This window comes from Streptomyces sp. STR69 (assembly GCF_024519455.1).
Taxonomy (GTDB): Bacteria; Actinomycetota; Actinomycetes; order Streptomycetales; family Streptomycetaceae; genus Streptomyces.
Map to the genome: position 1 here is coordinate 1 of NZ_JALJRY010000012.1, position 25,913 is coordinate 25,913.

Here is a 25,913-nt window from a genome sequence, read left to right on the forward strand (position 1 = left end):
GTCCCTGTCCTTCGAGACCCCGATGCTCTGGGCCACCGGCTTCCTGATCACCTTCACCTTCGGTGGTCTGACCGGTGTCATCCTGGCCTCGCCGCCGATGGACTTCCACGTCTCGGACTCGTACTTCGTGGTCGCGCACTTCCACTACGTGGTGTTCGGCACGGTCGTGTTCGCGATGTTCTCCGGCTTCCACTTCTGGTGGCCGAAGATGACCGGCAAGATGCTCGACGAGCGCCTCGGCAAGATCACCTTCTGGACGCTGTTCATCGGCTTCCACGGCACCTTCCTGGTCCAGCACTGGCTGGGTGCCGAGGGCATGCCCCGTCGTTACGCGGACTACCTCGCGGCCGACGGCTTCACCGCCCTGAACACGATCTCGACGATCAGCTCCTTCCTGCTCGGCCTGTCGATCCTGCCGTTCCTCTACAACGTGTGGAAGACGGCCAAGTACGGCAAGAAGGTCGAGGTCGACGACCCGTGGGGCTACGGCCGTTCGCTCGAATGGGCGACGTCCTGCCCGCCGCCGCGGCACAACTTCCTCACCCTGCCCCGGATCCGCAGCGAATCCCCGGCGTTCGACCTGCACCACCCGGAGATCGCCGCTCTCGACCAGCTCGAGAACGCGCACCACGCTGACAAGGCCCTCGCCGGCGGCAAGGAGGCGGGCAAGTGAAGGTCCAGGGCTGGATGTTCATGTGGCTGAGCGTCTTCGTGCTCGCCATGGCGGTTGTCTACGGTCTCTGGTCCAAGGAGGCGGCCGGTACCACGGCCCTCTTCATGGCCTTCGGCCTCTGCGTCATGATCGGCTTCTACCTGGGCTTCACGGCCCGGCGGGTCGACACGCTGGCGCAGGACAACAAGGAGGCCGACGTCGCGGACGAGGCCGGCGAGGTGGGCTTCTTCAGCCCGCACAGCTGGCAGCCCCTCGCCCTCGGCATCGGTGGCGCGCTGGCCTTCCTCGGCGTGGCCATCGGCTGGTGGCTGCTGTACTTCTCGGCGCCGCTCATCGTGCTCGGCCTGTTCGGCTGGGTCTTCGAGTACTACCGCGGTGAGAGCCGCACGCAGTAGCACACGCGGAACGCACACGAGCCCGGACACTCCGTCAGGAGAGTCCGGGCTCGTGCTTTTGCCGCAGTCCCGGTCCCTCGTCCGAGTGACCCAACGCGCCGCCGCTGACGAAGCTTCATAGCCTCGGCTCATGAACCACTCTCCGCGCATCCGCACCGTCGTCAGCTGCACCCTGCTGGTGATCTCCCTCGGCGCGGGCGTCACCGCCTGCGGGTCCGGCGGCGGCAACCCGCTGTCGGACAAGCCGTACGACGCGGCGGGGCAGATCTCCTTCAACGGCCCGTCCGGCAAGGGCAAGAAGGCCGACCCCGACAAGCCCCTGGAGGTCACCACCTCCGAGGACGACGGGCGGATCACGGACGTCACGGCCACGGACGCCACGGGGCGCTACGTCACGGGCGAACTCAACGCCGACGGCACCCGCTGGCGCAGCACCTCCCCGCTGGCCGCCAACGCCCACTACACGGTGCGGGTGAGCACGGAGGACGAGGACGGCGCCCCCGGCCGCAAGGTCCTCACCTTCGACACCACCAAGCCGACCACCAAGAAGAGCCTGACCGTGAAGTTCGGTCCGGACGCGGGCACCTACGGCGTCGGCCAGCCGGTCACCGCCCAACTGAACAAGCCCGTCAAGGACAAGGCACAGCGGGCCGTCGTGGAACGCGCCCTCAGGGTGGACTCCGTGCCCGCCGTGGACGGCGCCTGGCACTGGGTGGACGACAAGGAACTCCACTACCGCCCCAAGGAGTACTGGCCCGCCCACGCCACCATCCAGGTGCACAGCGACCTCGACGGCGTGAAGATCAGCGACCGCCTGTGGGGCGGCAGGTCCAAGGGGCTGAAACTCACCACGGGCGACAAGATCATCGCCGTGACGGACGCCGCGTCCCACGAGATGACGGTCTACAAGAACGGCGAGGAGATCAACGAGATCCCCGTCACCACCGGCAAGCCCGGCTTCGAGACCCGAAACGGCGTCAAGGTCGTACTGGGCAAGGAGTACTTCGTACGGATGCGCGGTACCACCGTCGGCATCTCGGAGGGCTCCTCGGACTCGTACGACCTCCCCGTGTACTACGCGACCCGCGTCACCTGGAGCGGCGAGTACGTCCACGCCGCCCCCTGGTCCGTCGGCTCCCAGGGCTCCGAGAACGTCAGCCACGGCTGCACCGGCATGAGCACCAGCAACGCCGAGTGGTTCTTCGACACCATCCACGAGGGCGACGTCGTCAAGGTCGTCAACTCCAACGGCGACGACATGGAACCCTTCGGCAACGGCTTCGGCGACTGGAACGTCGGCTGGAAGAAGTGGCGGGGCGGCAGCGCGTTGGTCGGCGGAACGCCTGATGGTCCCAGGCCTGAGGACGCGGCGAGACTTCGTCCCGAGTCAGTGTGACCCACCCAGGGGCGCGGGGAACTGCGCGACCAGCCACAACCGGCCCGCAGTCGCCACACATCTCGCGCCCCACCCCACTAGGCGCTCAGGGCCCGCTTCTCACGCAACAGAGACGCCAGAGCAGCCGCGAACTCAACAGGATCCACAGGCAACGTCACCGCGGCCTCCGCCCGGCTCCACGTGGCAAGCCACGCATCCTGAGGCCGCCCGATCAGCACAAGCACCGGCGGGCAGTTGAAGACCTCGTCCTTCACCTGCCGGCACAACCCCATGCCGCCCATCGGCGAGGACTCCCCGTCGAACACACAGACATCGATCCCGCCCCGGTCCAGCTCCTTCAAAGCCGCCGCGGGCGTCGCGCACTCCAGGAACTCGACCAGCGGCGCGTCCGGAGCCGGCCTGCGCCCCGTCGCCAGCCGGACTTGCTCGCGGGTGTTGGAGTCATCGCTGTAGACCAGCACCGTGGCGGTCGGCTGCATTCTTCCTCCCAAGGTCCGTTGCGCGGATGCTACTCCTCTGAACACCCCGTCAACACCTGTTGGAACACCCCTGCGATGGGCCATACGGGCAGTACACACGCTGCGGACACTCCGAACGGCACCCCCCGGAGTGAGGGCGGGATAAGCGACCGACATAATGTCGGTCGTGGCGACAGCAACGACAGTAGAAACCGGGCACGCGCACCCGTCGGTCAACCGGCCGAACCTCACCAGCGTCGGAACCATCATCTGGCTGAGTTCCGAGCTGATGTTCTTCGCGGCCCTCTTCGCGATGTACTTCACCCTGCGATCGGTGACCGGTCCGGATCACTGGAAGGAGATGGCGAGCCATCTCAACCTTCCGTTCTCCGCGACCAACACCACGATCCTGGTGCTCTCCTCCCTCACCTGCCAGCTCGGCGTCTTCGCCGCCGAGCGCGGGGACGTGAAGAAGCTCAGGGGCTGGTTCATCATCACGTTCGTGATGGGTGCGATCTTCATCGGCGGTCAGATCTTCGAGTACACGGAGCTGGTGAAGAAGGACGGCCTGTCGCTGTCCTCCGACCCGTACGGCTCGGTGTTCTATCTGACCACCGGTTTCCACGGCATGCACGTGACGGGCGGCCTCATCGCCTTCCTGTTCGTTCTCGGCCGCACCTACGCGGCGAAGAGGTTCACCCACGAACAGGCGACCGCGGCCATCGTCGTGTCCTACTACTGGCACTTCGTCGATGTCGTCTGGATCGGCCTCTTCGCCACGATCTACTTGATCAAGTAGTCGGGCCCGATCCCGCGCGCAGCCAAGAAGCGCACATTCCAGAAGCATCGACGCAGAAGATCCTGACACCGGGGTAATCCGTGAAAAAGCTCTCCACACGACGACGCCATCCGCTGGCGGCGGTCGTCGTACTACTCCTCGCGCTGGCGGCAGCCGGGGGGGTGTTCAGCCTGCTCGCGCCCGCGAGCAAGGCGCAGGCCGACGAGTCCGCCCAGTCCCTCTCCATCGACGAGGGCAAGAAGCTCTTCGCCGTCGGTTGCGCCAGCTGCCACGGCACCGGCGGTCAGGGCTCCTCCGACGGGCCGAGCCTCGTGGGTGTCGGCGCCGCGGCGGTCGACTTCCAGGTGGGCACCGGCCGTATGCCGGCCCAGCAGCCGGGCGCTCAGATCCCGGCCAAGAAGGTCATCTACTCCCAGGCCGAGATCGACCAGCTCGCGGCGTACATCGCCTCGTTGGGCGCCGGTCCGGTCATCCCGACGAAGAACGAGTACGGGCCGGAGGGGTCGGACATCGCCAAGGGCGGCGAGCTGTTCCGCACCAACTGCGCCCAGTGCCACAACTTCACCGGCAAGGGCGGCGCGCTGACGCACGGCAAGTTCGCGCCGAGCCTCGAAGGCGTTGCCCCGAAGCACATCTACGAGGCCATGCAGACCGGCCCGCAGAACATGCCTTCCTTCCCCGACACCACGCTGTCGTCGAAGAACAAGAAGGACATCATCGCGTACCTCAACGCGGTCAACGGCGACAACACCGAGAGCCCCGGCGGTCTTGAGCTGGGCGGTCTCGGTCCGGTCAGTGAGGGTCTCTTCGCCTGGATCTTCGGTCTGGGCGCGCTGATCGCGGTAGCCGTCTGGGTCGCCGCTCGGACCGCAAAGGCCAAGAAGTCATGAGTAGCCAAGACATTCCAGAAGAGAACCTGCCCGCTGAGCAGGACGCGCACGGCGCGGTGTCGGTCGCGGACGAGCACGACCCGTTCGCCGACCCGGGACTGCCGCCGCACGAGCACCGTGTCCAGGACATCGACGAGCGGGCCGCCAAGCGGTCCGAGCGCGTCGTCGCCTTCCTGTTCACGCTGTCGATGCTCCTCACGGTCGGCTTCATCGCCTCGTACGTGGCGATCCCGGCCGACAAGTCGATCTTCGTCTTCCCGATCGGTCACATCAGCGCGCTCAACTTCGCGCTGGGCCTGACCCTCGGCGGGGCGCTCTTCACCATCGGCGCGGGCGCGGTCCACTGGGCCCGCACCCTGATGTCCGACGTGGAGATCGCCGACGAGCGACACGCGATCGAGGCGCCCCCCGAGGTCAAGGCCAAGGTTCTGGCCGACTTCAAGGAGGGCGCCAAGGAGTCGGCGCTCGGCCGTCGCAAGCTGATCCGCAACACGATGTTCGGCGCGCTGGCCCTGTTCCCGCTCTCCGGCGTCATGCTGCTGCGCGACCTGGGCCCGCTGCCGGGGACGAAGCTCCGCCACACCATCTGGTCCAAGGGCAAGCTGCTCGTCAACATGAACACGAACCTGCCGCTGCGTCCCTCGGACGTGGCCGTCGGCTCGCTCACCTTCGCCAAGCCCGAGGGCCTGGAGGAGACCGACGAGGAGTTCCAGACCGAGATCGCCAAGGCGGCGCTGATGATCGTCCGGCTGCAGCCGGACAACATCAAGGACAAGCGCGAGCTGGAGTGGGCGCACGAGGGCATCGTGGCCTTCTCGAAGATCTGCACCCACGTGGGCTGTCCGATCTCCCTGTACGAGCAGCAGACGCACCACGTGCTGTGCCCGTGCCACCAGTCCACCTTCGACCTCTCCGACGGTGCCCGAGTGATCTTCGGCCCGGCCGGTCACGCCCTGCCGCAGCTGCGCATCGGCGTGAGCGACGAGGGCTACCTCCAGGCGCTCGGCGACTTCGAGGAGCCCGTCGGTCCTGCATTCTGGGAGCGCGGATGAGCACTACGACGAACACAGACTCGCGTGCGCGCGAGAAAGCACCGGCCGGCGAGAAGATTGCCGACTGGGCGGACGGACGCCTCGGGATCTACTCCCTGGCCAAGTCCAACATGCGCAAGATCTTCCCCGACCACTGGTCGTTCATGCTGGGCGAGGTCTGCCTCTACAGCTTCATCATCATCATCCTCACGGGTGTGTATCTGACGCTGTTCTTCCACCCGTCGATGAACGAGGTGACGTACCACGGCAGCTATGTCCCGCTCCAGGGGCAGCTGATGTCGGAGGCGTTCAACTCGACGATGCACATCTCCTTCGATGTGCGCGGTGGTCTGCTGATCCGTCAGATCCACCACTGGGCGGCGCTGATCTTCCTGGCCGCCATGTTCGTGCACATGATGCGCGTGTTCTTCACGGGTGCGTTCCGCAAGCCGCGTGAGGTCAACTGGCTGTTCGGCTTCCTGCTGTTCGTCCTGGGCATGTTCACCGGCTTCACCGGTTACTCGCTCCCGGACGACCTGCTCTCCGGCACCGGTGTCCGCTTCATGGAGGGCGCGGTCCTGTCCGTGCCGATCGTCGGCACGTACCTGTCGTTCTTCCTCTTCGGCGGCGAGTTCCCGGGCGGCGACTTCGTGGCCCGGTTCTACTCGATCCACATCCTGCTGCTGCCGGGCATCATGCTCGGTCTGGTGGTCGGCCACCTGATCCTGGTCTTCTACCACAAGCACACGCAGTTCGCGGGTCCCGGAAAGACGAACAACAACGTCGTGGGCATGCCGCTGCTGCCGGTCTACATGGCCAAGGCCGGAGGCTTCTTCTTCCTGGTCTTCGGTGTCATCGCGGCGATCGCGGCGATCGCCTCGATCAACCCGATCTGGGCCATGGGCCCGTACCGTCCGGACATGGTGTCCACGGGCGCCCAGCCCGACTGGTACATGGGCTTCTCCGAGGGCCTGATCCGCTTCATGCCGGGCTGGGAGATCAACTTCTGGGGTCACACGCTCGTCCTGGGCGTGTTCATCCCGCTGATCATCTTCCCGCTGGTCCTGGTCGCGATCGCGGTCTACCCGTTCATCGAGTCCTGGGTCACCGGCGACAAGAGCGAGCACCACATCCTGGACCGCCCGCGCAACGTCCCGACCCGTACGGCCTTCGGTGCCGCGTGGATCTCGTGGTACTTCGTCCTGCTCGTCGGTGGCGGCAACGACATCTGGGCCACGCACTTCCACCTGTCGATCAACTCGATCACCTGGTTCGTGCGTGTCGCCTTCTTCGTGGTGCCGGTGCTCGTCTTCATCGCCACCAAGCGGGTCTGCCTCGGCCTCCAGCGCCGCGACAAGGACAAGGTGCTGCACGGCCGCGAGTCCGGCATCATCAAGCGCCTGCCGCACGGTGAGTTCGTCGAGATCCACGAGCCGCTCAGCCAGGACGCGCTGCACACGCTCACCGCGCACGAGCAGTACGTGCCGGCCGCGATCGGCGCGACGGTCGACGAGAACGGTGTCGAGCGCAAGGTCAAGGGCACCGAGAAGCTGCGCGCCAAGCTGAGCGAGGCGTACTACGGCGAGGAGTCCCAGATCGCCAAGCCCACCGTCGAGGAGTACAAGGAGATCACGAGCGGCCACGGCCACCACTGATCGCTGAGGCGTCGCCACGCCACAGTCGAAGGGCCCCGTCCGAACACCGGACGGGGCCCTTCGCCGTGTCCCGCGCTGGATAGGGTGGGGTCACATCGTTGAACCATTTTTCTACGACACCCAGGAGCGGCCGTATGAGCGCTGTGACCCCCGCTGGAGGCGACACCGCGGCGGCCCGTTCCTGGCCCGACGTACTCAGCGCGCTGCTGGCCGGACGGGACCTGAGCACCGCCGACACGGCGTGGGCGATGGACCGCATCATGAGCGGCGAGGCCGCGGACGCGCAGATCGCGGGCTTCCTGGTGGCGCTGCGGGCCAAGGGCGAGACGGTCGAGGAGATCACCGGTCTCGTCGAGACGATGTACGCCCACGCGAAGCCGCTGGACGTCCCGGGGCCGGCCGTCGACATCGTCGGTACGGGCGGCGACCGGGCCAAGACGGTCAACATCTCGACGATGTCCGCGATCGTGATCGCCGGTACCGGTGCGAAGGTCGTCAAGCACGGCAACCGGGCCGCGTCCTCGGCGAGCGGCTCCTCCGACGTGCTGGAGAAGCTCGGCATCAACCTGAACCTGCCGACCGAGCAGGTGGCGCGGGTGGCGGCGGAGGCCGGGATCACCTTCTGCTTCGCGGCCAAGTTCCACCCCTCGATGCGGTTCGTCGGCGCGGTCCGGGGGGCGCTGGGGATCCCGACCGCGTTCAACCTCCTCGGCCCGCTCACCAACCCGGCGAAGGTCACCTCGTCGGCGGTCGGCTGTTTCGACACCCGGATGGCCGGGCTCATGGCCGGCGTGCTGGCCGAACGCGGCTCGTCCGCGCTGGTGTTCCGCGGTGACGACGGCCTCGACGAGCTGACGACCACAGCCACCTCCCGGGTGTGGATCGTCCGCGACGGCAAGGTCACCGAGGAGTCCTTCGACCCCCGGGACGTCGGCCTCGAACTCGTCCCCGTGGAAGCCCTGCGCGGCGCCGACCCCGACTACAACGCGGGTGTCGCCCGCCGTCTCCTGGACGGCGAGACGGGCCCGGTGCGGGACGCCGTACTCCTGAACTCGGCGGCTGCCCTGGTGGCGCTGGAGCGGGGGGACGGGCCGTTGGCGGACCGGATCAGGGCCGGGATGGAGAAGGCGGCGGAGTCGATCGACTCGGGCGCCGCCAAGCGGACTCTGGAGCGCTGGGCGGCTGCCACCAACGCGTAGCCGTCCGTACGGCGGTCGTCGTCCCGCGATCCGGACACGGGTTGCGGGACGACGATCACCTCACGTAAGTTTTCCGACCAGGTCATGAGTGACAGTCATGAGGCCCCGGCCGACTGTCCGGCAACCCTCCGTCCGTGGCGGGGTGCCCCGGGTGAAGACCAGGCCGTGGGCAGCGAGGTCTGCGGCAAGCGCGGGCCCCTCGAAAGACACCAGGGGTCCTGGTCATCGAGGGAGCCCTCTGTGAGCAAGCGAATGCGATAGGGCGTCGAGCCCCGCCTCCGCATACCCCCTTTTCACCCTCTTCCGTGCTGGAGCCGTCCGCGCTCGCACGGCGGATCCGCCTTGCCTCTCACGGGAGTTCGCCATGTCTGTCTCCACCGCTGCCGCCGTTCAGACCATTTGTGCCCAGCTGCCCGTTCTCGGCCGGGATGTCACCGTCCCGCTCGTCACGGGCGGCGAAGTCACCTACGCGGCGCTCGACTATGCGGCCAGCGCCCCAGCCCTGCAGCGCGTCTGGGACGACGTGGCGGCCTACGCCCCGTACTACGGCAGCGTCCACCGAGGCGCCGGCTACCTCTCGCAACTGTCGACGGACCTCTTCGAGAACGCGCGGAAGACGGTCGAGGAGTTCCTCGACTGCCGCGCCGACGACCAGCTGATCTTCACCCGCTCCACCACGGACTCCCTCAACCTCCTCGCCGCGGCCCTCCCGGCCGACTGCCAGGTCTTCGTCTTCGAGACCGAGCACCACGCGTCCCTGCTGCCCTGGAAGGACGCCCGGGTCACCTGCCTCGACGCCCCGCGCACCCCGGCCCAGGCCGTCGAGACCCTGGAGCAGGCCCTCGCCGCCCGTGACCCCTACGGCCCGGCCCTGGTCTGCGTCACCGGCGCCTCGAACGTCACCGGCGAACTGTGGCCGATCCGCGAACTCGCCGCCGCCGCGCACGCCCACGGCGCCCGGATCGTCCTGGACGCCGCCCAACTCGCCCCGCACCACCCGGTGTCCGTCCAGGACCTCGACGTCGACTGGATCGCCTTCTCCGGCCACAAGCTCTACGCCCCCTTCGGCTCGGGAGTCCTGGCCGGCCGCGCCGACTGGCTCCAGGCGGCCGACCCCTACCTCGCGGGCGGCGGTGCCAGCCGCAAGGTCACCCGGCGCGAGGACGGGGGAGTGGACGTCGAGTGGCACGACAGCGCCGCCCGGCACGAGGCCGGCTCCCCGAACGTCATCGGCGCCTACTCCATCGCGTCGGCCTGCAAGGCGCTGACGGAGGCGGGCTTCGACACACTGGTGGCCCGCGAGCAGCACCTGATCGAGAAGGTGCGGGCGGGCCTTGCCGAGGTTCCGGAGGTCCGCGTCCTGTCGTTGTTCGGTGACGACGCCCCGCGCGTGGGTGTGATCTCCTTCGTCGTCGACGGCTGGAACAGCTCCCACTTCGCAGCCGCCCTCTCCGCCGAGTACGGCATCGGCGTCCGCGACGGCCTCTTCTGCGCCCACCCGCTGGTCCGCACCCTCCTGGGCAGCGACCCCCAGACCCAGGGCGAGTGCGGCGCCCCCGAGGCAGCCCCGGGCGAGAAGTCCCTCAACGCGATCCGCGTGAGCTTCGGAGCGGGCACCCCGGACGAGCACGTCGAGCGCTTCGTGGGCGCGGTACGCGAACTGGTGACGAAGGGCGCCAAGTGGACGTACCGCACGGAGAACGGCCGCTGCGTACCCGCGGTATGAGGTAAACGCCCTTGAGGGCAGCCCCCTGAGGGGCGCGGGGCTGTATCGATATGCGGCTCCGCCGCGGGGCGCGACCAGCCGCGACGCACGGTCAGCCGCAAACGACCCGCGCCCCCCACCCCACTAGGCGCTCAACTCAAGAGTCCAGCCCAATGGCGAACGCAGCCTCAAGGTCATGCTGCGAGTAGGTCCGGAAGGCGACGTGCGTATCCGTCCCCTCCACCCCGGGGATCTTGGAGATCCGCCCAGGAATCACCTCGGCCAGGTCCTCGTGCTGCCGCACCCGCACCATCGCGATCAAGTCGTACGTACCGGTGACGGAGAAGACCTCGCTCACGGATTCGAGCGCAGCGATCGACTCGGCGATCTCCGGAATCCGGTCCACGCTGGTCTTGATGAGGACGATCGCGGTGATCACGGCTGGTTCTCTCCCTCGGGGACCGTTGCTGGGGCGGCCCTCACTCTAGTCGTACGGCCGAATCTGACCCACGCGTAACCGAACCCGAGCGTGAAGCCGACCAGGTGGGCGAGGTACGCCACCCCCGGTCCCTGGGCGGCCTGCCCCGCCGCCAGCCACTGCAGCGCCGCCCAGAACGGCAGCACGACCCACGCGGGGAAGCGCAGCGGCAGGAAGAAGAGGAAGGGGAGGAGACTCGTCACCCGGGCCCGGGGGAACAGGTACAGGAACGCCCCGAGGACCGCCGAGATCGCCCCGGACGCGCCGACGAGGGACTGCGTGGAGCCGGCGTTCGCCATCGCGTAGCCCAGCAGCGCCAGATAGCCGCAGGCCAGGTAGAAGAGGGTGAACTCGACCCGGCCCAGCCGCTCCTCGGTCATCGCTCCGAAGACGTAGAGGAAGAGCATGTTGCCGAGGAGATGGATCCAGCTGCCGTGGACGAAGAGGGCCGTGACGGGGGTGAGGGCCTCTCGGGTGGGGGCGGCGAACAGGTCGGCCGGTACCACGCCCCAGCGGTGGAAGTACGTCCGCTGGGCGGCGAGCAGCGCGTCCCCGGTGCCGTAGGAGGGGACGAAGCCCGAGGCCGGGCCGAGGACGAAGATCAGGCAGCACAGGGCGATCAGGGCGTAGGTCATCGGTGCCGAGGTGTTCCGGAGGGCTCTGACGGCCGCTGTTCCCCAGTTGCTGATCATGGACACAGAGCATGACGTAACGGGACGCACCGGGGCGGAGTGCCTCGCCGCTGTGGATGGCCGAGCGGCGAGTACCCGCCAGGCCGTAGGGTTACGAGCCACACTCGCCGGGCAAACCGGCGATCACGGAAACTGGAACAAGAAGGAAGCGGACAGCCACGATGACGGTACCCCTGCCGACCGCCTCGACGCGGTGGCGCTGCACCCTCTGCGGCAACCTCACGCGCTTCGACGTGACACGTTCGTCGAAGGTCGTGGAGTACCTCCACCTGGACCTGGCGGGTGAGCCGAAGGTGGAGGAGCGCGAGGTGGTCAGTGAGACCATCGAGTCGGTGCGCTGCCGCTGGTGCAACGCCGTGGATCAGGTGGAACTCGTGGACAGGCCGGGCGCCGGCTCCTGAGAGGGAGCGGCCCCGCACACGTATAGGGGTGTGAGGGATGGTGGAGAACTCAGGCGGGGGGCCGGGCGACGGCGCCGCCGAGGTGCTCGACCGTCCGCTGCCCGACGGCGTGCGGAGGAGAGTCGTACAGATCGTGTCGGACGGCTTCGGTGGGCTCACCGTCGCCGAACTGCCCGCGCAGCTACGACAGTACGCCCGCTTCGCCCCCAACAGGCGGGCCAAGTTCGCCGGCAACGCGATGGCCGCCGCGTTGGAGACCGATCCATTGTTCCGGCAGCGTATCGGGGAAAAGCTGAGAGAGGCCCAGTCGGAGCTGACCGGTGCCCTCGACTCCGGCTCGCCGCCTCCGGCCGCGGATCCGCTCGACGTGGCGGCCGCGGCCTATGTTCTGCGCCCCACCGGCTGGGTCAAGCTGGTGACCGCCGCCGGTGAGGAGGCGCTGCGCGCCGACGCCGAGCGCGCGGACGAGGAGAGCCGGGCCGAACTGGAGCGGCTGCGCGAGGAGTTGGCGCTGGCGCGGGACGCCACCCGGACCGAGACCGAGCGGCTGCGCACCGAGCTGGACGCGGCGAAGAAGGAAGCGGAATCGCTGCACCGCAAGCTGCGTTCCGCGCACAGCGACATCAAGCGCGGCGAGGCCGCTCTGCGCAAGCTGCGGGCCGAGACGGACACCGCGCGCGCCGAGGGCCAGGCCCAGGTGTCCGCGGGCGAGGTCGAGACCCGGCGGCTCAAGGCCCGGCTCGCGGAGGCGGAGGCGTCCCTGGAGGCCACCCGCAAGGCGGCCAGGGAGGGGCGCAGCGTCGAGGACATGCGGGTACGGCTGCTGCTCGACACCGTGCTGGACGCGGCCCAGGGGCTGCGCAGGGAACTCGCGCTGCCGCCCGTCTCCGTACGGCCCGCCGAGACCGTCGACGCGGTCGAACCGGGACGTATGACCCCGAAAGACATCGCGGCGCGGGCGCTGTCCGAGAACGACCCCGCGATCCTCGACCAGTTGCTCGCGCTGCCGCAGGCCCATCTGGTCGTCGACGGCTACAACGTCACCAAGACCGGCTATCCCCAAATGCCCCTGGAGAAGCAGCGGTTGAGGCTCCTGGGGCAGCTCTCGCAGCTCGCCGCGCAGACCGGGGCCGAGGTGACCTGTGTCTTCGACGGGGCCGAGCTGGCCGCGCCGGTGCTGCTCGCGCCGCCGCGCGGAGTGCGGGTGCTGTTCTCCAAACCGGGTGTCACCGCCGACGAGTTGATCCGCCAGCTGGTGCGCGCGGAGCCGCCGGGGAGGCCGGTCATCGTCGCCTCCACCGACCGCGAGGTGGCCGACGGCATCGCGAAGGCGGGCGCCCGGCCCGTCGCTTCTGCGGTACTCCTCAAGCGACTGTCGTGAAGGTCAACGTACAGGTTTAATGCCTGAATTGACCGAACCGTCACGCAACGTAGCGTCAATCGACCATCACTGCATGTTGGTTATGTGCAAAGAATGCTTTGAGTGACGGCATTTTTTCGTGTGAGGATTTGAACTGATCACAGGAACGTCACTAGGGTCGTGCCTCGAACCTCCGAACGGGTGATCACTCAATAGAAGGAGCTCGACTCCGTGGCGTCCCATCGTCGACCGAAGCAGCCGAGCCGCACGCGTGTGACTGTGCTGACCACCGCAGCCGCAGCCGCCGTTGCCTTCAGTGCTCAGGCCGCCAATGCCGCGCCGAGCGAGAAGCCCAGCAAGGACGAGGTCAAGGCGAAGGTCGACGCCCTCTACGAGCAGGCCGAGCAGGCCACCGAGAAGCTCGACGGGGCCCAGGAGAAGCAGGAGAAGCTCCAGAAGGAGATCTCCACCATCCAGGACAACGTGGCCCGCGGTCAGGAGGAGCTCAACAAGCTCCGGGACGGCCTCGGCACGATGGCCAGCGCCCAGTACCGCACCGGCGGCATCGACCCGTCGATCCAGCTGTTCCTGTCCTCGGACCCGAGCGACTATCTCGACAAGGCGTCCACCATGGACCAGTTGAGCGCTCAGCAGGTCGAGGCGCTCACGAAGATCCAGAGCAAGCAGCGTGAACTCGCCCAGGAGCGCGCGGAGGCGAGCACCAAGCTCAAGGACCTCTCCGCCACCCGCACCGAGCTCAAGAAGAAGAAGGACGAGGTCAAGGCCAAGCTGGCCTCGGCCCAGAAGCTGCTCAACACGCTGACCGCGGCGGAGAAGGCCTCCCTCGCTCAGGACCAGGCCAACGCCGCCAGCCGTTCCACCTCGCGCGTGAACCTCGGCAACACCGGTTCCGCCTCCAGCCGCGCCGCCGCGGCCTTCGCCGCCGCCCAGTCGGTGCTCGGCTCCCCGTACGTCTACGGCGCCTCCGGCCCCTCCTCCTTCGACTGCTCCGGCCTCACCTCCTGGGCCTACGCGCAGGCGGGTGTCTCCATACCCCGCACATCGGAGGCGCAGGCCGGCGCGGGCACGATCATCTCCAGCGAGAGCGACCTGAAGGTCGGCGACCTGGTCATCTTCTACAGCGACCACCACCACGTCGGCCTGTACGCGGGCAACGGCCAGGTGCTCCACGCTCCGCACACCGGCGCCGTGGTGCGCTACGAGTCGATCGGCAACATGCCGTTCCAGTTCGGCGTTCGCATCTGACCGGCGGTCAACCCCCGGGAATTTACCTGGAGTTGCTAAGTCCTTTACCGATGACATACCTTCTGTTGAGTTCATGACAGAGGGGGATATGTGCATCGGTTTCGGGTAGGCATGACTTCGCTCGCCACGGCGGCTTTCTGCGTCGGTGGGCTGACGTTCGCCGACAGTGCCCACGCGGTGGACAGTGTGTGCACCGGTATGCAGTCGAAGTCGTTCTCCACTCCGGGGTTCGACACGGACGTCAAGCTCCAGGTCTGCATCCAGGAGAGCCCCACCAGTCCGGCGAGCGAGGACTACCGGACCTACACCGCCGTGCTCTCGGGCGTGTTCACGGACGGCGGCGGGGGCAGCACCAGGAAGTTCGACAACTTCGACCTCGAGATCAGGCTGGAATCAAGTCCCGCGGGTGGGACCGGAAGCGACTACGTCGACAGCAAGGCCGTCTGCGACGTCACCGCCAGCATCAACCGGGACGACTCCGCCGGGCTGCGCTGCCAGACCGGCCTGAAGATGCATGTCAACATGCGCCCGAGGGTCACGGGAGACGCGACCGTTCGCTACGACATCGACGCCGACGGCAAGGGTGCTCTGGGTCCCTGGGACCTCACGGGATCGCCTCACCTGTAGAAGTTGTCGCGGTCGCGTCGGTCGGTGACCGTGTCCGACGTGACCGGACCGCCCGAACGGGCGAATTACGACACACCCCGCTGACCCCGCGCCCCGCCCATGACCTGCGTCATAGGCGGGGCGTCACGTTGTGTGTCCGCGGAGGTCTTTGGCCCGCACCCCTTCACAGAGCTACTGTCTGGCGCGTTTCCCCGCATCGGGGGAGCGGTCCGTGTCCGCCAGCGGAAGGAGTGCGGCTTCCCGTGGGATCCCGTCGTCGCCATGCACCGTCCGGGTTCGACCGAGGCGCCAGTGCCGCGGTCTGTGTGATGTCCGCCGCCGCCGCGGCACTGGGCGCCCTTCCGGCCTCCTCCGCCGTGGCCGCGCCGCAGGACGACGCCCGGGCCGAGGTGGACCGGCTCTACCAGGAGGCCGAGAAGGCGACCGAGGCCTACGACAAGGCCGACGAGCGCGCCGGGCAGTTGCACCGGCAGGTGAGCGACGCCCAGGACCGGATCGCCCGGCAGCAGCAGCGCATCAACACCATGCGGGACGCGCTGGGTTCACTCGCCGGCGCCCAGTACCGCTCCGGCGGTATCGACCCCACGGTCGCGCTGCTGTTCTCCGACGACCCGGCCGACTACCTCGACAAGGCCTCCGTCCTCGACCGCATCACCACCGAGCAGGCGGGCGAGCTCAAGGACCTCCAGGACGCCATGCGCGAACTCGCGCAGGAGCGCAGCGAGGCCACCGGGCACCTCGCCGAACTGGAGCGCAGCCGCAAGGCCGTCGCCGGCCACAAGAAGACCGTCGAGGGCAAGCTCGCCAAGGCCCGGCAGATCCTCAACGGGATGCCGCTCGCCGACCGCGCCGCCTTCGACCGCGCCTCCCGCTCCTCCCGCGAGGACATCCCCGACCTCGGCGCCGGCGTCCCGTCCTCGGGCCGCGCCGCAGCGGCCGTGGCCGCCGCCCAGTCCGCACTCGGCAAGCCCTACGTGTGGGGCGCCACCGGCCCCGGCGGCTTCGACTGCTCCGGCCTGATGCAGTGGTCGTACGCCCGGGCGGGCGTCCACCTCCCGCGCACCTCGCAGGAACAGCGCTACGCCGGCCAGCGGATCCCGCTCTCCCAGGCCCAGCCCGGCGATCTGGTCGTCTACCGCGCCGACGCCAGCCATGTCGCGATGTACGTGGGCAACGGCCAGGTCATCCACGCCCCCTACCCCGGCGCGCCGGTGCGCTACGACCCGGTCGGCATGATGCCCGTCTCGTCGGTCACGAGGGTCTGAACCGGCGCGAAAGGGTCGTACGATCGGGAAGTGACTGGTCGTAGGCGGGCGTCGCGCTCCGGAGTGCTCGCGCTGTGTCTGCTGTTCGGCTCGCTGGTGGCGTGCGGCGGGCAGCCGGCGGGGGACAGCGCCGAGGTGGCGGTGCAGCGGCTGCTGGACGGACAGGCGGCGGCCGTCCTGCACCACGACGAGACGGCGTACACCCGCACCGGCGCGCGCACCGCGTACGAGAACCTGAGCGCCGTACCGCTGGCGTCCTGGTCCTACCGGCTGACCTCGCTGCACCGCACCGGCGCCACCGCGACCGCCGCCGCCGACCTCAGCTACCGCGTCCGGGGTTACGACACCTCACCCGTCACCGTCGGCCGCACGCTCACGCTCCGCCTCACCGCGGACGGACAGTGGTACGTCGCCTCCGACAAGCCCGCGAAGAAGGCGGGGCAGCAGCTGTGGGACCAGGGGAAGGTGAGCGTCGTCAAGGGCGCGCACAGCCTGGTCATGGGGGTCGGGCAGTCCGCCGCCGGCCTGCGCGAGTACCGCGCGCTCGCGGACCACGCCGTACCGGCCGTGTCGGGCGCCTGGGGCACCGACTGGACCCGGCACGTCGTCGTGCTCGTCCCCGACTCCCTGGACGGCATGGCGGGGCTCCTGGGCGCACCGGCCGCGTCCTACCGGGGCATCGCCGCGGTGACGACGGGGGAGGCGGGCGGTTCGGGCGACGCCCCGGCGGACCGGATCATCGTCAACCCGGACGCGTACGCCCTGCTGGGCTCGGTCGGCAAGCAGGTCGTGCTCACCCACGAGACGACCCATGTGGCCACCCGCGCCCACACCACCCCCGCCACCCCGCTCTGGCTCTCGGAGGGCTACGCCGACTGGATCGGCTACCGGGGCACCGGCCGCACTCCGACGCAGGCCGCGCCCGAGTTGTACCGCGCGGTCGAGGACGGCCACGTCCCGACCGCGCTCCCCACCGACAAGGACTTCGGCTTCAGCAGCGAGGCCGGTGAACTGGCGCAGGCCTACGAGGGCGGCTGGCTCGCCTGCCGGATGATCGAGGACCGCTGGGGAGTCGGCCAACTGGGCAAGTTCTACCGGGCCGTCGGCGCGCACAAGAAGCGGACCGGGGCGGTGGAGGACGCGATGAAGAAGGTGCTCGGAGTGGGCCTGGACGACTTCACCGCGCAGTGGCGGGACTACCTCAAGACTCAACTCGCCTGATCCAGTCGGTCGATGGCCTCCGTGAGCCACTCCCGCTCCGCCGCGCCGGTCGCCCGCGCGACCCTCAACATGCCTTGCCGGAACAGGTCCTGGGTCTCCTCGGCCCGCACCGGCTCGCCGTCCCGGTAGAAGAAACTCGCCGGGGTCCGCAGGAAGTCCAGGCGTCGGCGCAGCACGTCCGCCTGTTCCCGCCGGTCCGGCAGGTGCCGTAGGAAGGCCAGGACCGTGTTGAAGCGGACGTGGTCGGTGATCTCGGTCTGCTTGGGGTGGCGAAGCCGTTCCAGGAGGTCCGCGCGGCCCGTTTCGGTGAGGGACAGGACGCGGCGCGGGGCCGCGCTCGTGCCGTCCTCCGTGTGCTGGTCGAGCTTGCCCGCGGTGACCAGACGGGTGATCGCCGGGTAGAGCGCGCCGTCGCTGACCGGGCGGACATGGCCGCTGAGCGCCTTGATCCGCTCCTTCAACTCGTAGCCGTGGAGCGGTTGTTCGGCGAGGAAGCCCAGGATCGAGAGCTCCAGCATGTGTCCTCCTTGCGGGCGCGATGTCCTCATGGTACCTCTTATCGAGCTACCTCTAAACGAGGTAGCTCGTATCGAGGGAGTCGCCCGTGAACACCCACCGCCGACAGCTCATATCGCTCGCCCACCCCGTCTACCTCTCGCTCCTCGCCTCCGTCGCCGCCGGGATCATCAACACCGTCTGGGTCGCCCGGCTCGGCGGCCCGGCCGTCGCCGCGGTGGCCGTCGCGACCACCACCGAGAACGTGCTGCTGGGCATCGCCCTGGTCTTCGCCTCCGGCACGACCGTGCTGGTCGCCCACGCGAGGGGAGCCCGCGACCCGGCGGCGCTGCGCTCTGCGGTCCGCGGCGGCTGGGCCCTGTGCGCGCTGGTCACCCCGATGGTCGTCACGGCCGGCTTCCTGCTCCGCGCCCCGCTGTCCCGCCTGCTCCTCGGCGGCACCGGCCCCGAACTCCCGCTCACCGTCGCCTACTTCACGATCTCCCTGCCGGGCATCGCCGTCTTCTACGTCCAGCAACTCGTCGACGGCATCCTCAAGGGCACCGGCGACACGAGGACCCCGATGCGCCTGGCCCTCCTGGCCAACGGCCTGATCCTGGTCTGCGACCCGTTCCTCATCCACCTCTACGGCGTCCGGGGCGCCGCCGCCTCCACCGTGCTGTGCCGGGTGCTCGCGCTGGGGGTGGGACTGCGCGCCCTGCGCCGCAACGCCCTGCTGCGGACGAAGTCCGTCCCCTCCGGACCCCTCTCCGCCGCCCCGCCGCGCGGGCAGGCGGTCCCCGGCCGGTCCGCGTCCGCAGGGCCGGCCTCTGCCCGGACTGCTTCCGCCGGGCCCGCCTCCACAGAGCCGGCCTCCACAGAACCGGCCCCCGCCGAGTCCGCGCCCGCAGGACCCGCCCCCACGCGGTCGGCCCCCACCCAGCCCCTCTCCGCCGCCCTGCGCCGGACGTTCGCCACCGGCCTGCCCATGTCCGCCGACTTCACCGTGCGGCAGGGCGGCGCGCTGGTGCTGGTCGCGGTCGTGGCGCGGCTCGGGGTGACGGCGGTGGCCGCGTACGCCATCGGCTACAAGGTCCTGTACCTCGCGACGATGGCCTTCTACTCCGTACGGCAGGCCGCCTCCATCCACACCGCGCACCTGCGGGGGACGGGCAAGGACGCGAGGCGGGAGATCGGACGCCAGGCGATGCTCGTGTCCGGCGCGGTCGGCGTGCTGGCGGCCGTCCTGCTGTGCGCCACCGCCCCCTGGATCATGGCCGCCTTCGGCACCGGCCCCCAAGTCGCCCACGAGGGCGCCCTGTTCCTGCGCTGCGTCGGCCCCTATCTGCTGCTGATGGCCTGCTTCATCGCGCTCGGCGGGGTCTTCGAGGGGAGCGGCGGAGCACCGGCGCTGTTCCGGGTCACCGTGCTCGGCACGGCGGTCCAACTCCCTCTGGCGTACGGCCTGTCGGGGTTCGGGCTGCCCGGTGTGTGCCTGGCGATGGCGCTCTCGATGGGCGTGCAGTGCGCGGTGGTGGCGGTCCTCTTCCGGCGCGACAGGGCCCGTCCGGCGGACCGGGGCGGAGCCGGGGAACGGCGCCCCGTCGATGCCGGTGGGCAGCGGGCGGTGCGTACGGCTGTACGGCGGCACAGGCCGTGAACTGGGCGGATGCCGCTGCGGGCGATGTGATGGGGGAGTGCGTGTCGGCCCCGCGTCCGCCGCGTGACCGGCCGGACAGGTCCGGCGTCAGGAGGAGGTCGAGGTCGCCTTCGAGCGCGTGGCCTGATTCGGGAGCGGTGGTACGTCCGCCCAGGTGACCGACGCCCGCCACAGTTCGCGGGCGGCGGTGAGCGCCGCCGCGATCAGGAGGCCGTTGCGGAGGAACAGGAGGGCGATGCCCAGGTCGTCGCTGGCGACCACGTCGGCGAACCAGACCGGGAACTCCAGGACCGTCACGAAGGCCGCCGCCAGGACCAGGCCGACCGGGAGTTTCATGCGGCTGGCGCGGAAGCAGGAGCAGACGGCCGCGAGGCCGATCAGCCAGACGACGTACTGCGGGCTGATCACCCGGCTGGTGACCGTGAACATCAGCACCGCCACGAAGGCCGCGTCCGCGAGGGTGTGCGGGAGGAAGCGGGCCGCCATCAGCCGCCACAGCATGAGCCAGCCGAAGGCGATCGCCGTGAGGCCCAGGGCGGCCGTGCTGACCCAGTTGACGTACGGGCCGACGAACTCGACCGAGCCGTAGTTCAGGAGCACCTGGCCCTGCCAGCCGAAGTGCCGGGCGACGTGGAAGACCAGGGAGCCCAGCGACTCCACCTCCGTGCCCCGCTCGCGCTGGAACGTCAGGAACGCGAACGCGCCCGGCATCGACACCGCGAAGACGGAGGCGACCGCGACCACGGTCACCGCCGCCGCACCCCAGGCCCGGCGCTTGACCGCGCCCAGCAGGAGCAGCGCGGGCCACACCTTCAGCAGGGCGCCGAAGCCCACCAGCGCGCCCATCACACGCGGATGCCGGACGCCGGCGAGCAGCGCGGCCACGGCGACCGCGGTCACCATCACGTCGTAGCGCGCGTACACGGTCGGGCCCAGGAGCGGGACGCCCGCCACCCACACCCAGGCACCGCGCAGCGTCCGGCCGGGGCGCAGGCCCGTGTACAGGAGCAGGGCCAGGACGGCCAGGTCGGCGAGGCAGGCGAGGACGAAGAACGCCGACGCGTAGTCGAGGAAGCCCAGCAGGGCGGGGGAGAGGATCGGGAGGGCGGCGGCGGGCGGGTACTGCCAGGTGACGTCGTCCAGCGGGAAGCTGCCGTGCCGCAGGGTCTCGTACCAGCCCTGGTAGATCACCGACACATCGCTGGTGACGTCCGGGCCGGGGAACACGAACACCTTGAAGACGAACAGCAGCAGAACGATCCGGGTCAGGCCCCAGGTCCCCAGCAGCGCTGCCAGCCGCCGTCTCGCGCCCGCGATCTCCACCTGAGCCCCTGTTCCGTGCCGTGCCTGCCGGGTGAGGGCCACATGTTCTCCCGACCCGCTGTGCGATGGCCATGAAGCGCGGCCGTGCCGAGCTGTGAACCCACCCCGGGTAAGGTCGGCCGCGTGCGCAAGACCCTGATCGTGACCAATGACTTTCCGCCCCGGCCCGGGGGCATCCAGGCCTTCCTGCACAACATGGCGCTGCGGCTGGAGCCCGAGCGGCTCGTCGTCTACGCCTCGACCTGGAAGCGCGGCCGGGAGGGCGCAGAGGCGACCGCCGCCTTCGACGCGGAGCAGCCCTTCACCGTCGTACGGGATGCGACGACCATGCTGCTGCCGACGCCCGCGGCGACCCGCACAGCCGTCGGACTGCTGCGTGAACACGGGTGTACGGCGGTGTGGTTCGGGGCGGCGGCGCCGCTCGGGCTGATGGCGCCGGCGCTGCGGAAGGCCGGTGCCGAGCGGCTGGTGGCCACCACGCACGGGCACGAGGCCGGGTGGGCGCAGCTGCCCGCCTCGCGTCAACTCCTGCACCGCATCGGGGAGTCGACGGACACGATCACCTACCTCGGGGAGTACACGCGGTCGCGGATCGCCGGTGCGCTGAGCCCGGAGGCGGCGGCGCGGATGGTCCAACTGCCGCCCGGCGTCGACGAGAAGGTCTTCCACCCGGGTTCCGGCGGTGCCGAGGTCCGGGCGCGGCTCGGGCTGAGCGACCGGCCCGTCGTCGTGTGCGTCTCGCGGCTCGTGCCGCGCAAGGGGCAGGACACGCTGATCCTCGCCATGCCGCGCATCCTGGCCCGGCAGCCCGACGCCGTCCTGCTGATCGTGGGCGGCGGACCGTACGAGAAGGACCTGCGGCGGCTCGTGCGGGAGACGGGTGTCGGCGACTCCGTGCGCTTCACGGGGGCCGTGCCCTGGGCCGAACTGCCTGCGCACTACGGCGCCGGTGACGTCTTCGCGATGCCGTGCCGGACCCGGCGCGGCGGGCTCGACGTCGAGGGGCTCGGCATCGTCTACCTGGAGGCGTCCGCCACCGGGCTGCCCGTCGTCGCCGGTGACTCCGGCGGCGCGCCCGACGCGGTGCTCGACGGCGAGACCGGGTGGGTGGTGCGCGGCGGGTCCCCGGAGGAGGCCGCCGACCGGATCGTCGCGCTGCTCGGTGACCCGGAACTGCGCCGCAACATGGGCGAGCGGGGCCGCAGTTGGGTCGAGGAGAAGTGGCGCTGGGATCTACTCGCGGAGAAATTGAAAACCTTGTTGCACACCGGGGACTAGGCGGAACCGGATAATCCGCAGATGCTGCGCGCATGACAGCAAAACTGACACAGCATCAGCTGACGAGACGTCAAATACTGGGCATGGTCGCCCTCCAGACCGCCGCAGCGGCCGGTCTCACCCGAATCGGCCTCCAGTCGGCCCAGGCCGTCGAACCGGCGGCCGTCGAAACCGCCCCCGCGATCGTCGTCGGCTCCGGCTACGGCGGCGCGGTCGCCGCCCTCCGCCTGGGCCAGGCCGGCATCACCACCCTCGTCCTGGAGATGGGCAGGCTCTGGAACACGCCCGGCTCCGACGGCAAGATCTTCTGCAACACCGCCAACCCGGACCAGCGGTCGATGTGGTTCAAGACCCGCACCGAGGCCCCGCTCGCGAGCTTCCTCTGGCTGGACGTCGTCAACAAGGACATCACCGCGTACCCGGGTGTCCTGGACCGCGTGCACTACGACAACATGTCCGTGTACGTGGGACGCGGTGTCGGCGGGGGCTCGCTGGTCAACGGCGGGATGGCGGTCACCCCGCGCCAGTCGTACTTCACCGAGCAGTTCCCCGCCGTGGACGCCACCGCGATGTACAACACGTACTTCCCGCGCGCCCGCACCATGCTCGGCGTCAACACCGTCGACCCGACCTGGTTCGAGTCGACCGAGTGGTACCAGTTCACCCGCACCTCACGGAAGGCCGCCACGAACACCGGCCTGACGACCACCTTCGTGCCCAACGTCTACGACTTCGGCTACATGCAGCAGGAGGCGGCCGGCACCGCCACCAAGTCGGCGCTCGCCCAGGAGGTCATCTACGGCAACAACTACGGCAAGAAGAGCCTCGACAAGACCTATCTCGCCTCGGCGCTCGGCACCGGCAAGGTCACCATCCACACCATGGAGAAGGTGAAGGCCGTCACGCGGGCGAGCGACGGGTCCTACCTGCTGACCGTCGACCGGATCGACAACACCGGCGCGGTCGTCGAGACCAAGCAGTACAGCTGCACCTATCTGTTCCTCGGCGGCGGCAGCCTCGGCACCACCGAACTCCTCGTCCGCGCCCGGGACACCGGCACCCTGCCCGCGCTCAACTCCTCGGTCGGGGCGGGCTGGGGGCCCAACGGCAACACCATGCTGGGCCGCGCCAACCACATCTGGGACACCACCGGCGCCAACCAGTCGACCATGCCGGTCATGGGCATCGACGACTGGGCCAACACCGACAACCCGGTCTTCGCGGAGATCGCCCCGCTGCCCATCGGGTTCGAGACCTGGGTGAGCCTCTATCTGGCGATCACCAAGAACCCCCAACGGGCCTCCTTCACCTACGACTCGGCGAGCGGCACGGTGAAGCTGGGCTGGACCGCGGCCCAGAGCGCGGTCTCCGTCGCCATGGCCAAGAAGCTCTTCGACCGGATCAACTCGGCCAACGCGACGGTCTACCGCTCCGACCTGTTCGGCACGCCCAGCAAGGTGTTCGCGGACGACTTCTGCTACCACCCGCTGGGCGGCTGCGTGTTGGGCAACGCGACCGACAACTACGGCCGGGTGAAGGGGTATTCGAAGCTGTACATCACGGACGGTTCGCTGGTGCCCGGCAACATCGGCGTGAACCCGTTCGTCACGATCACCGCGCTCGCCGAGCGCACGCTGGAACGGGTCCTCGCCGAGGACTTCTGAGCCGAAAGTCCCAACTGCCCCGACTACCCGTCTACTTCTGGTAGATGGCCTCGATCTCGTCCGCGTAGTCCCTCGCCACCACATTGCGCTTGAGCTTCAGGGACGGCGTCAGGTGGCCCGACTCCTCCGTGAACTGGGAGGACAGAATGCGGAACTTCCGCACCGATTCCGCCTTCGACACCGCGGCGTTGCCGTCGTCGACGGCGTCCTGGATCGCCTGCACCAGATCCGGGTCGTCGCGCAGCGACGCCGCGGTGGAACCCGCCGGCTTGCCGTGCTCGGCCGCCCAGCGGCCCAGGAACTCGTCGTCGATGGTGACCAGCGCGCCCACGAAGGGCCGCCCGTCCCCGACGACCATGCACTCCGCGACCAGCGCGTGCGCGCGGATGCGGTCCTCGATCACGGCCGGGGCGACGTTCTTGCCGCCTGCGGTGACGATGATCTCCTTCTTGCGGCCGGTGATCCTGAGGTAGCCGTCCTCGTCGAGGGTGCCGATGTCCCCCGTGTGGAACCAGCCGTCGGCCAGCGCCTCGGCCGTGGCCGCTTCGTTGTTCCAGTAGCCCTTGAACAGGTGCTCGCCGTGCAGCAGCACCTCGCCGTCGTCCGCGATCCGCACCACCGAGCCGGGCAGCGGCTGCCCGACCGTGCCGATCTTCGTCCGGTCCCAGGGGTTGAAGGCCGTGGCGGCACAGGACTCGGTCAGCCCGTACCCCTCAAGGACGGTGAAGCCGATCCCCCGGAAGAAGTGACCCAGCCGCTCGCCCAGCGGGGCGCCCCCGGAGATCGCGTACTCGCCCTTGCCGCCGAGCACTGCGCGCAGCTTGCTGTAGACGAGCTTGTCGAAGGTCTTGTACTTGATCTTCAGACCGAGCGACGGACCCGACGGCGTGTCCAGCGCGCGGCTGTACGCGATCGCGGTGTCGGCCGCCTTGTCGAAGATCTTGCCCTTGCCGTCCGCCTGCGCCTTGGCGCGCGCCGAGTTGTAGACCTTCTCGAAGACACGCGGCACACCGAGGATCAACGTCGGCCGGAACGAGGCGAGTTCATCGGTGAGGTTCTTGATGTCCGGGACCAGGCCCAGCTTGATCGGCGCCATCATCGGCGCGATCTGCACCAGCCGCCCGAAGACGTGCGCGAGCGGCAGGAACAGCAGCACCGAGCACTCGCCGGTACGGAACAGCGGGCGCAGCCGCTCCACGATGTTGCCGCACTCCGCGAAGAAGCTGCGGTGGGTGAGCACACAGCCCTTGGGCCGGCCGGTGGTGCCACTCGTGTACACGATGGTCGCCGGGTCGTCGGCCTTCGCCTGCGAGCTGCGCTCCTCGACGGTCGCGTCCGAGACGTCCTTGCCCGCGCGGCCCAGCTCGTCGATCGCGCCGGCGTCGATCTGCCAGACGTGCTTGAGCGCGGGCAGCTGCGCCCGCACCGACTCGACGGCGGCGGCGTGCCCGTCCTGCTCCACGACGAGGGCGGTGGCACCCGAGTCGCTCAGGATCCACTGCACCTGCTCCGGCGAGCTGGTCTCGTACACCGGCACGGTGATCGCGCCCGCACACCAGATCGCGAAGTCGAGCAGCGTCCACTCGTACCGGGTGCGGGACATCAGCCCGACCCGGTCGCCGGGCTGGACGCCGGAGGCGATGAGCCCCTTGGCGGCGGCGTGCACCTCGGCGAGGAAGACCGTGGCGGTCACGTCCTGCCAGCCGCCGTTCGCCTTGCGGGCGATCACGGCGACATCTGGGTGCTGCGCGGCGTTTCTGCGGACGATGTCGGTCAGATTGCCGTCCGCAGGGACCTCGTACAAAGCCGGAAGGCTGAACTCGCGCAAGACTGCTGCTCCTCATAGGGCGCCGGCGCCACGACGTTGTGTGATGCGACGGTCCGGTCCAAGGCTCGGGCAGGTGCTTCAGGACCGGGTAATTGAAATCCTGAGCACGACTGGACTGCCCGGACGTTCCCCGCCGGTATGGCTCCTACGACAG

At 69.3% G+C, this 25,913-nt stretch carries 24 protein-coding genes and 1 riboswitch; of the genes, 18 read left to right on the forward strand and 6 right to left on the reverse strand.

Annotation, left to right across the window (positions count from 1 at the left end):
• The 3 genes from OC490_RS22765 to OC490_RS22775 all read left to right on the forward strand — a co-directional run.
• The coding region (locus OC490_RS22765) for a cbb3-type cytochrome c oxidase subunit I (RefSeq protein WP_262059832.1) at window positions 1-673 on the forward strand (673 nt) is incomplete at its 5' end.
• Entirely contained in the window at window positions 670-1,068 is a 399-nt protein-coding gene (locus OC490_RS22770) for a cytochrome c oxidase subunit 4 (RefSeq protein WP_262059833.1), read from the forward strand. The genes OC490_RS22765 and OC490_RS22770, both read left to right, overlap by 4 nt.
• A 130-nt stretch (window positions 1,069-1,198) precedes the next feature.
• Window positions 1,199-2,464 carry an Ig-like domain-containing protein gene (locus tag OC490_RS22775; protein WP_262059834.1) on the forward strand — a complete coding sequence of 422 codons (1,266 nt, stop codon included), beginning with the start codon at window positions 1,199-1,201 and terminating at the stop codon, window positions 2,462-2,464.
• Between the two features lie 77 nt (window positions 2,465-2,541).
• Here the strand turns inward: OC490_RS22775 and OC490_RS22780 are convergent, their stop codons facing one another.
• The gene (locus tag OC490_RS22780; RefSeq protein ID WP_262059835.1) at window positions 2,542-2,943 is read right to left on the reverse strand and encodes a hypothetical protein; all 402 of its coding nucleotides are present in this window, start codon (window positions 2,941-2,943) and stop codon (window positions 2,542-2,544) included.
• A gap of 157 nt (window positions 2,944-3,100) precedes the next feature.
• On the opposite strand from OC490_RS22780, the gene OC490_RS22785 reads away from it, so the two are divergent.
• From OC490_RS22785 to OC490_RS22810, 6 genes are all read left to right on the forward strand, one after another.
• Window positions 3,101-3,721 carry a heme-copper oxidase subunit III gene (locus tag OC490_RS22785; RefSeq protein ID WP_019067823.1) on the forward strand — a complete coding sequence of 207 codons (621 nt, stop codon included), beginning with the start codon at window positions 3,101-3,103 and terminating at the stop codon, window positions 3,719-3,721.
• An 80-nt stretch (window positions 3,722-3,801) separates the two neighbouring features.
• Window positions 3,802-4,611, forward strand: coding sequence for a c-type cytochrome (locus tag OC490_RS22790; RefSeq protein ID WP_262059836.1), 810 nt, complete (start codon window positions 3,802-3,804; stop codon window positions 4,609-4,611).
• Window positions 4,608-5,663, forward strand: coding sequence for a ubiquinol-cytochrome c reductase iron-sulfur subunit (locus OC490_RS22795; RefSeq protein WP_262059837.1), 1,056 nt, complete (start codon window positions 4,608-4,610; stop codon window positions 5,661-5,663). The genes OC490_RS22790 and OC490_RS22795 overlap by 4 nt, the downstream gene beginning before the upstream one ends.
• Window positions 5,660-7,297, forward strand: a complete 1,638-nt coding sequence (locus tag OC490_RS22800; protein ID WP_262059838.1) for a cytochrome b — start codon at window positions 5,660-5,662, stop codon at window positions 7,295-7,297. The genes OC490_RS22795 and OC490_RS22800 overlap by 4 nt, the downstream gene beginning before the upstream one ends.
• 134 nt (window positions 7,298-7,431) lie before the next feature.
• Window positions 7,432-8,496 carry an anthranilate phosphoribosyltransferase gene (trpD, locus tag OC490_RS22805; RefSeq protein WP_262059839.1) on the forward strand — a complete coding sequence of 355 codons (1,065 nt, stop codon included), beginning with the start codon at window positions 7,432-7,434 and terminating at the stop codon, window positions 8,494-8,496.
• A gap of 80 nt (window positions 8,497-8,576) precedes the next feature.
• Window positions 8,577-8,693: riboswitch (SAM riboswitch) on the forward strand.
• A 167-nt stretch (window positions 8,694-8,860) separates the two neighbouring features.
• On the forward strand, window positions 8,861-10,222 hold the full coding sequence (locus OC490_RS22810) for an aminotransferase class V-fold PLP-dependent enzyme (protein WP_262059840.1): 1,362 nt from the start codon (window positions 8,861-8,863) through the stop codon (window positions 10,220-10,222).
• A gap of 136 nt (window positions 10,223-10,358) precedes the next feature.
• On the opposite strand, the gene OC490_RS22815 is transcribed toward OC490_RS22810, so the two are convergent.
• Both OC490_RS22815 and OC490_RS22820 read right to left on the reverse strand, forming a co-directional pair.
• On the reverse strand, window positions 10,359-10,640 hold the full coding sequence (locus OC490_RS22815) for an Lrp/AsnC family transcriptional regulator (protein WP_019062383.1): 282 nt from the start codon (window positions 10,638-10,640) through the stop codon (window positions 10,359-10,361).
• The gene (locus tag OC490_RS22820; RefSeq protein ID WP_262059841.1) at window positions 10,637-11,371 is read right to left on the reverse strand and encodes a rhomboid family intramembrane serine protease; all 735 of its coding nucleotides are present in this window, start codon (window positions 11,369-11,371) and stop codon (window positions 10,637-10,639) included. Before OC490_RS22820 ends, OC490_RS22815 begins: the two co-directional genes overlap by 4 nt.
• A 161-nt stretch (window positions 11,372-11,532) precedes the next feature.
• Between OC490_RS22820 and OC490_RS22825 the strand changes: the two genes are divergently transcribed.
• The 6 genes from OC490_RS22825 (at window position 11,533) to OC490_RS22850 (ending at window position 17,511) form a co-directional block, all read left to right on the forward strand.
• On the forward strand, window positions 11,533-11,772 hold the full coding sequence (locus OC490_RS22825; protein WP_019067815.1) for a hypothetical protein: 240 nt from the start codon (window positions 11,533-11,535) through the stop codon (window positions 11,770-11,772).
• A 37-nt stretch (window positions 11,773-11,809) separates the two neighbouring features.
• Window positions 11,810-13,153, forward strand: coding sequence for an NYN domain-containing protein (locus OC490_RS22830; RefSeq protein WP_262059842.1), 1,344 nt, complete (start codon window positions 11,810-11,812; stop codon window positions 13,151-13,153).
• A 210-nt stretch (window positions 13,154-13,363) separates the two neighbouring features.
• Window positions 13,364-14,398, forward strand: a complete 1,035-nt coding sequence (locus tag OC490_RS22835; RefSeq protein ID WP_262059843.1) for a C40 family peptidase — start codon at window positions 13,364-13,366, stop codon at window positions 14,396-14,398.
• A gap of 111 nt (window positions 14,399-14,509) precedes the next feature.
• A complete protein-coding gene (locus OC490_RS22840; protein WP_262059844.1) occupies window positions 14,510-15,025 on the forward strand; it encodes a hypothetical protein in 516 nt (171 codons plus the stop codon).
• Window positions 15,026-15,267: 242 nt separating this feature from the next.
• The gene (locus OC490_RS22845; protein WP_262059845.1) at window positions 15,268-16,290 is read left to right on the forward strand and encodes an NlpC/P60 family protein; all 1,023 of its coding nucleotides are present in this window, start codon (window positions 15,268-15,270) and stop codon (window positions 16,288-16,290) included.
• 30 nt (window positions 16,291-16,320) lie between these two features.
• The gene (locus tag OC490_RS22850; protein WP_262059846.1) at window positions 16,321-17,511 is read left to right on the forward strand and encodes a hypothetical protein; all 1,191 of its coding nucleotides are present in this window, start codon (window positions 16,321-16,323) and stop codon (window positions 17,509-17,511) included.
• Here the strand turns inward: OC490_RS22850 and OC490_RS22855 are convergent.
• A complete protein-coding gene (locus OC490_RS22855; protein WP_262059847.1) occupies window positions 17,499-18,029 on the reverse strand; it encodes a PadR family transcriptional regulator in 531 nt (176 codons plus the stop codon). The two genes, OC490_RS22850 and OC490_RS22855, sit on opposite strands and share 13 nt — an antisense overlap.
• An 86-nt stretch (window positions 18,030-18,115) precedes the next feature.
• Between OC490_RS22855 and OC490_RS22860 the strand changes: the two genes are divergently transcribed.
• Entirely contained in the window at window positions 18,116-19,666 is a 1,551-nt protein-coding gene (locus tag OC490_RS22860) for an MATE family efflux transporter (protein WP_262059848.1), read from the forward strand.
• Window positions 19,667-19,753: 87 nt separating this feature from the next.
• Here OC490_RS22860 and OC490_RS22865 read toward each other — a convergent pair whose 3' ends face one another.
• Window positions 19,754-20,989 (reverse strand): glycosyltransferase 87 family protein, encoded by a 1,236-nt coding sequence (locus OC490_RS22865; RefSeq protein ID WP_262060059.1) that lies wholly within the window; start codon window positions 20,987-20,989, stop codon window positions 19,754-19,756.
• Between the two features lie 123 nt (window positions 20,990-21,112).
• Between OC490_RS22865 and OC490_RS22870 the strand changes: the two genes are divergently transcribed.
• A complete protein-coding gene (locus OC490_RS22870; RefSeq protein WP_262059849.1) occupies window positions 21,113-22,267 on the forward strand; it encodes a glycosyltransferase family 4 protein in 1,155 nt (384 codons plus the stop codon).
• Between the two features lie 83 nt (window positions 22,268-22,350).
• On the forward strand, window positions 22,351-23,931 hold the full coding sequence (locus OC490_RS22875; protein ID WP_262060060.1) for a GMC oxidoreductase: 1,581 nt from the start codon (window positions 22,351-22,353) through the stop codon (window positions 23,929-23,931).
• A 31-nt stretch (window positions 23,932-23,962) separates the two neighbouring features.
• Here OC490_RS22875 and OC490_RS22880 read toward each other — a convergent pair whose 3' ends face one another.
• On the reverse strand, window positions 23,963-25,759 hold the full coding sequence (locus tag OC490_RS22880) for an AMP-dependent synthetase/ligase (RefSeq protein ID WP_262059850.1): 1,797 nt from the start codon (window positions 25,757-25,759) through the stop codon (window positions 23,963-23,965).
• Between the last annotated feature and the right edge of the window lie 154 nt (window positions 25,760-25,913).

Coding starts and splice junctions, on each gene's coding strand:
- OC490_RS22775 (WP_262059834.1), top strand. CDS start 1,199: ATGAACCACTCTCCGCGCATCCGCACCGTCGTCAGCTGCACCCTGCTG.
- OC490_RS22780 (WP_262059835.1), bottom strand. CDS start 2,943: ATGCAGCCGACCGCCACGGTGCTGGTCTACAGCGATGACTCCAACACC.
- OC490_RS22785 (WP_019067823.1), top strand. CDS start 3,101: ATGTCGGTCGTGGCGACAGCAACGACAGTAGAAACCGGGCACGCGCAC.
- OC490_RS22795 (WP_262059837.1), top strand. CDS start 4,608: ATGAGTAGCCAAGACATTCCAGAAGAGAACCTGCCCGCTGAGCAGGAC.
- OC490_RS22800 (WP_262059838.1), top strand. CDS start 5,660: ATGAGCACTACGACGAACACAGACTCGCGTGCGCGCGAGAAAGCACCG.
- trpD (WP_262059839.1), top strand. CDS start 7,432: ATGAGCGCTGTGACCCCCGCTGGAGGCGACACCGCGGCGGCCCGTTCC.
- OC490_RS22810 (WP_262059840.1), top strand. CDS start 8,861: ATGTCTGTCTCCACCGCTGCCGCCGTTCAGACCATTTGTGCCCAGCTG.
- OC490_RS22820 (WP_262059841.1), bottom strand. CDS start 11,371: ATGATCAGCAACTGGGGAACAGCGGCCGTCAGAGCCCTCCGGAACACC.
- OC490_RS22825 (WP_019067815.1), top strand. CDS start 11,533: ATGACGGTACCCCTGCCGACCGCCTCGACGCGGTGGCGCTGCACCCTC.
- OC490_RS22830 (WP_262059842.1), top strand. CDS start 11,810: ATGGTGGAGAACTCAGGCGGGGGGCCGGGCGACGGCGCCGCCGAGGTG.
- OC490_RS22840 (WP_262059844.1), top strand. CDS start 14,510: ATGACTTCGCTCGCCACGGCGGCTTTCTGCGTCGGTGGGCTGACGTTC.
- OC490_RS22855 (WP_262059847.1), bottom strand. CDS start 18,029: ATGCTGGAGCTCTCGATCCTGGGCTTCCTCGCCGAACAACCGCTCCAC.
- OC490_RS22875 (WP_262060060.1), top strand. CDS start 22,351: ATGGTCGCCCTCCAGACCGCCGCAGCGGCCGGTCTCACCCGAATCGGC.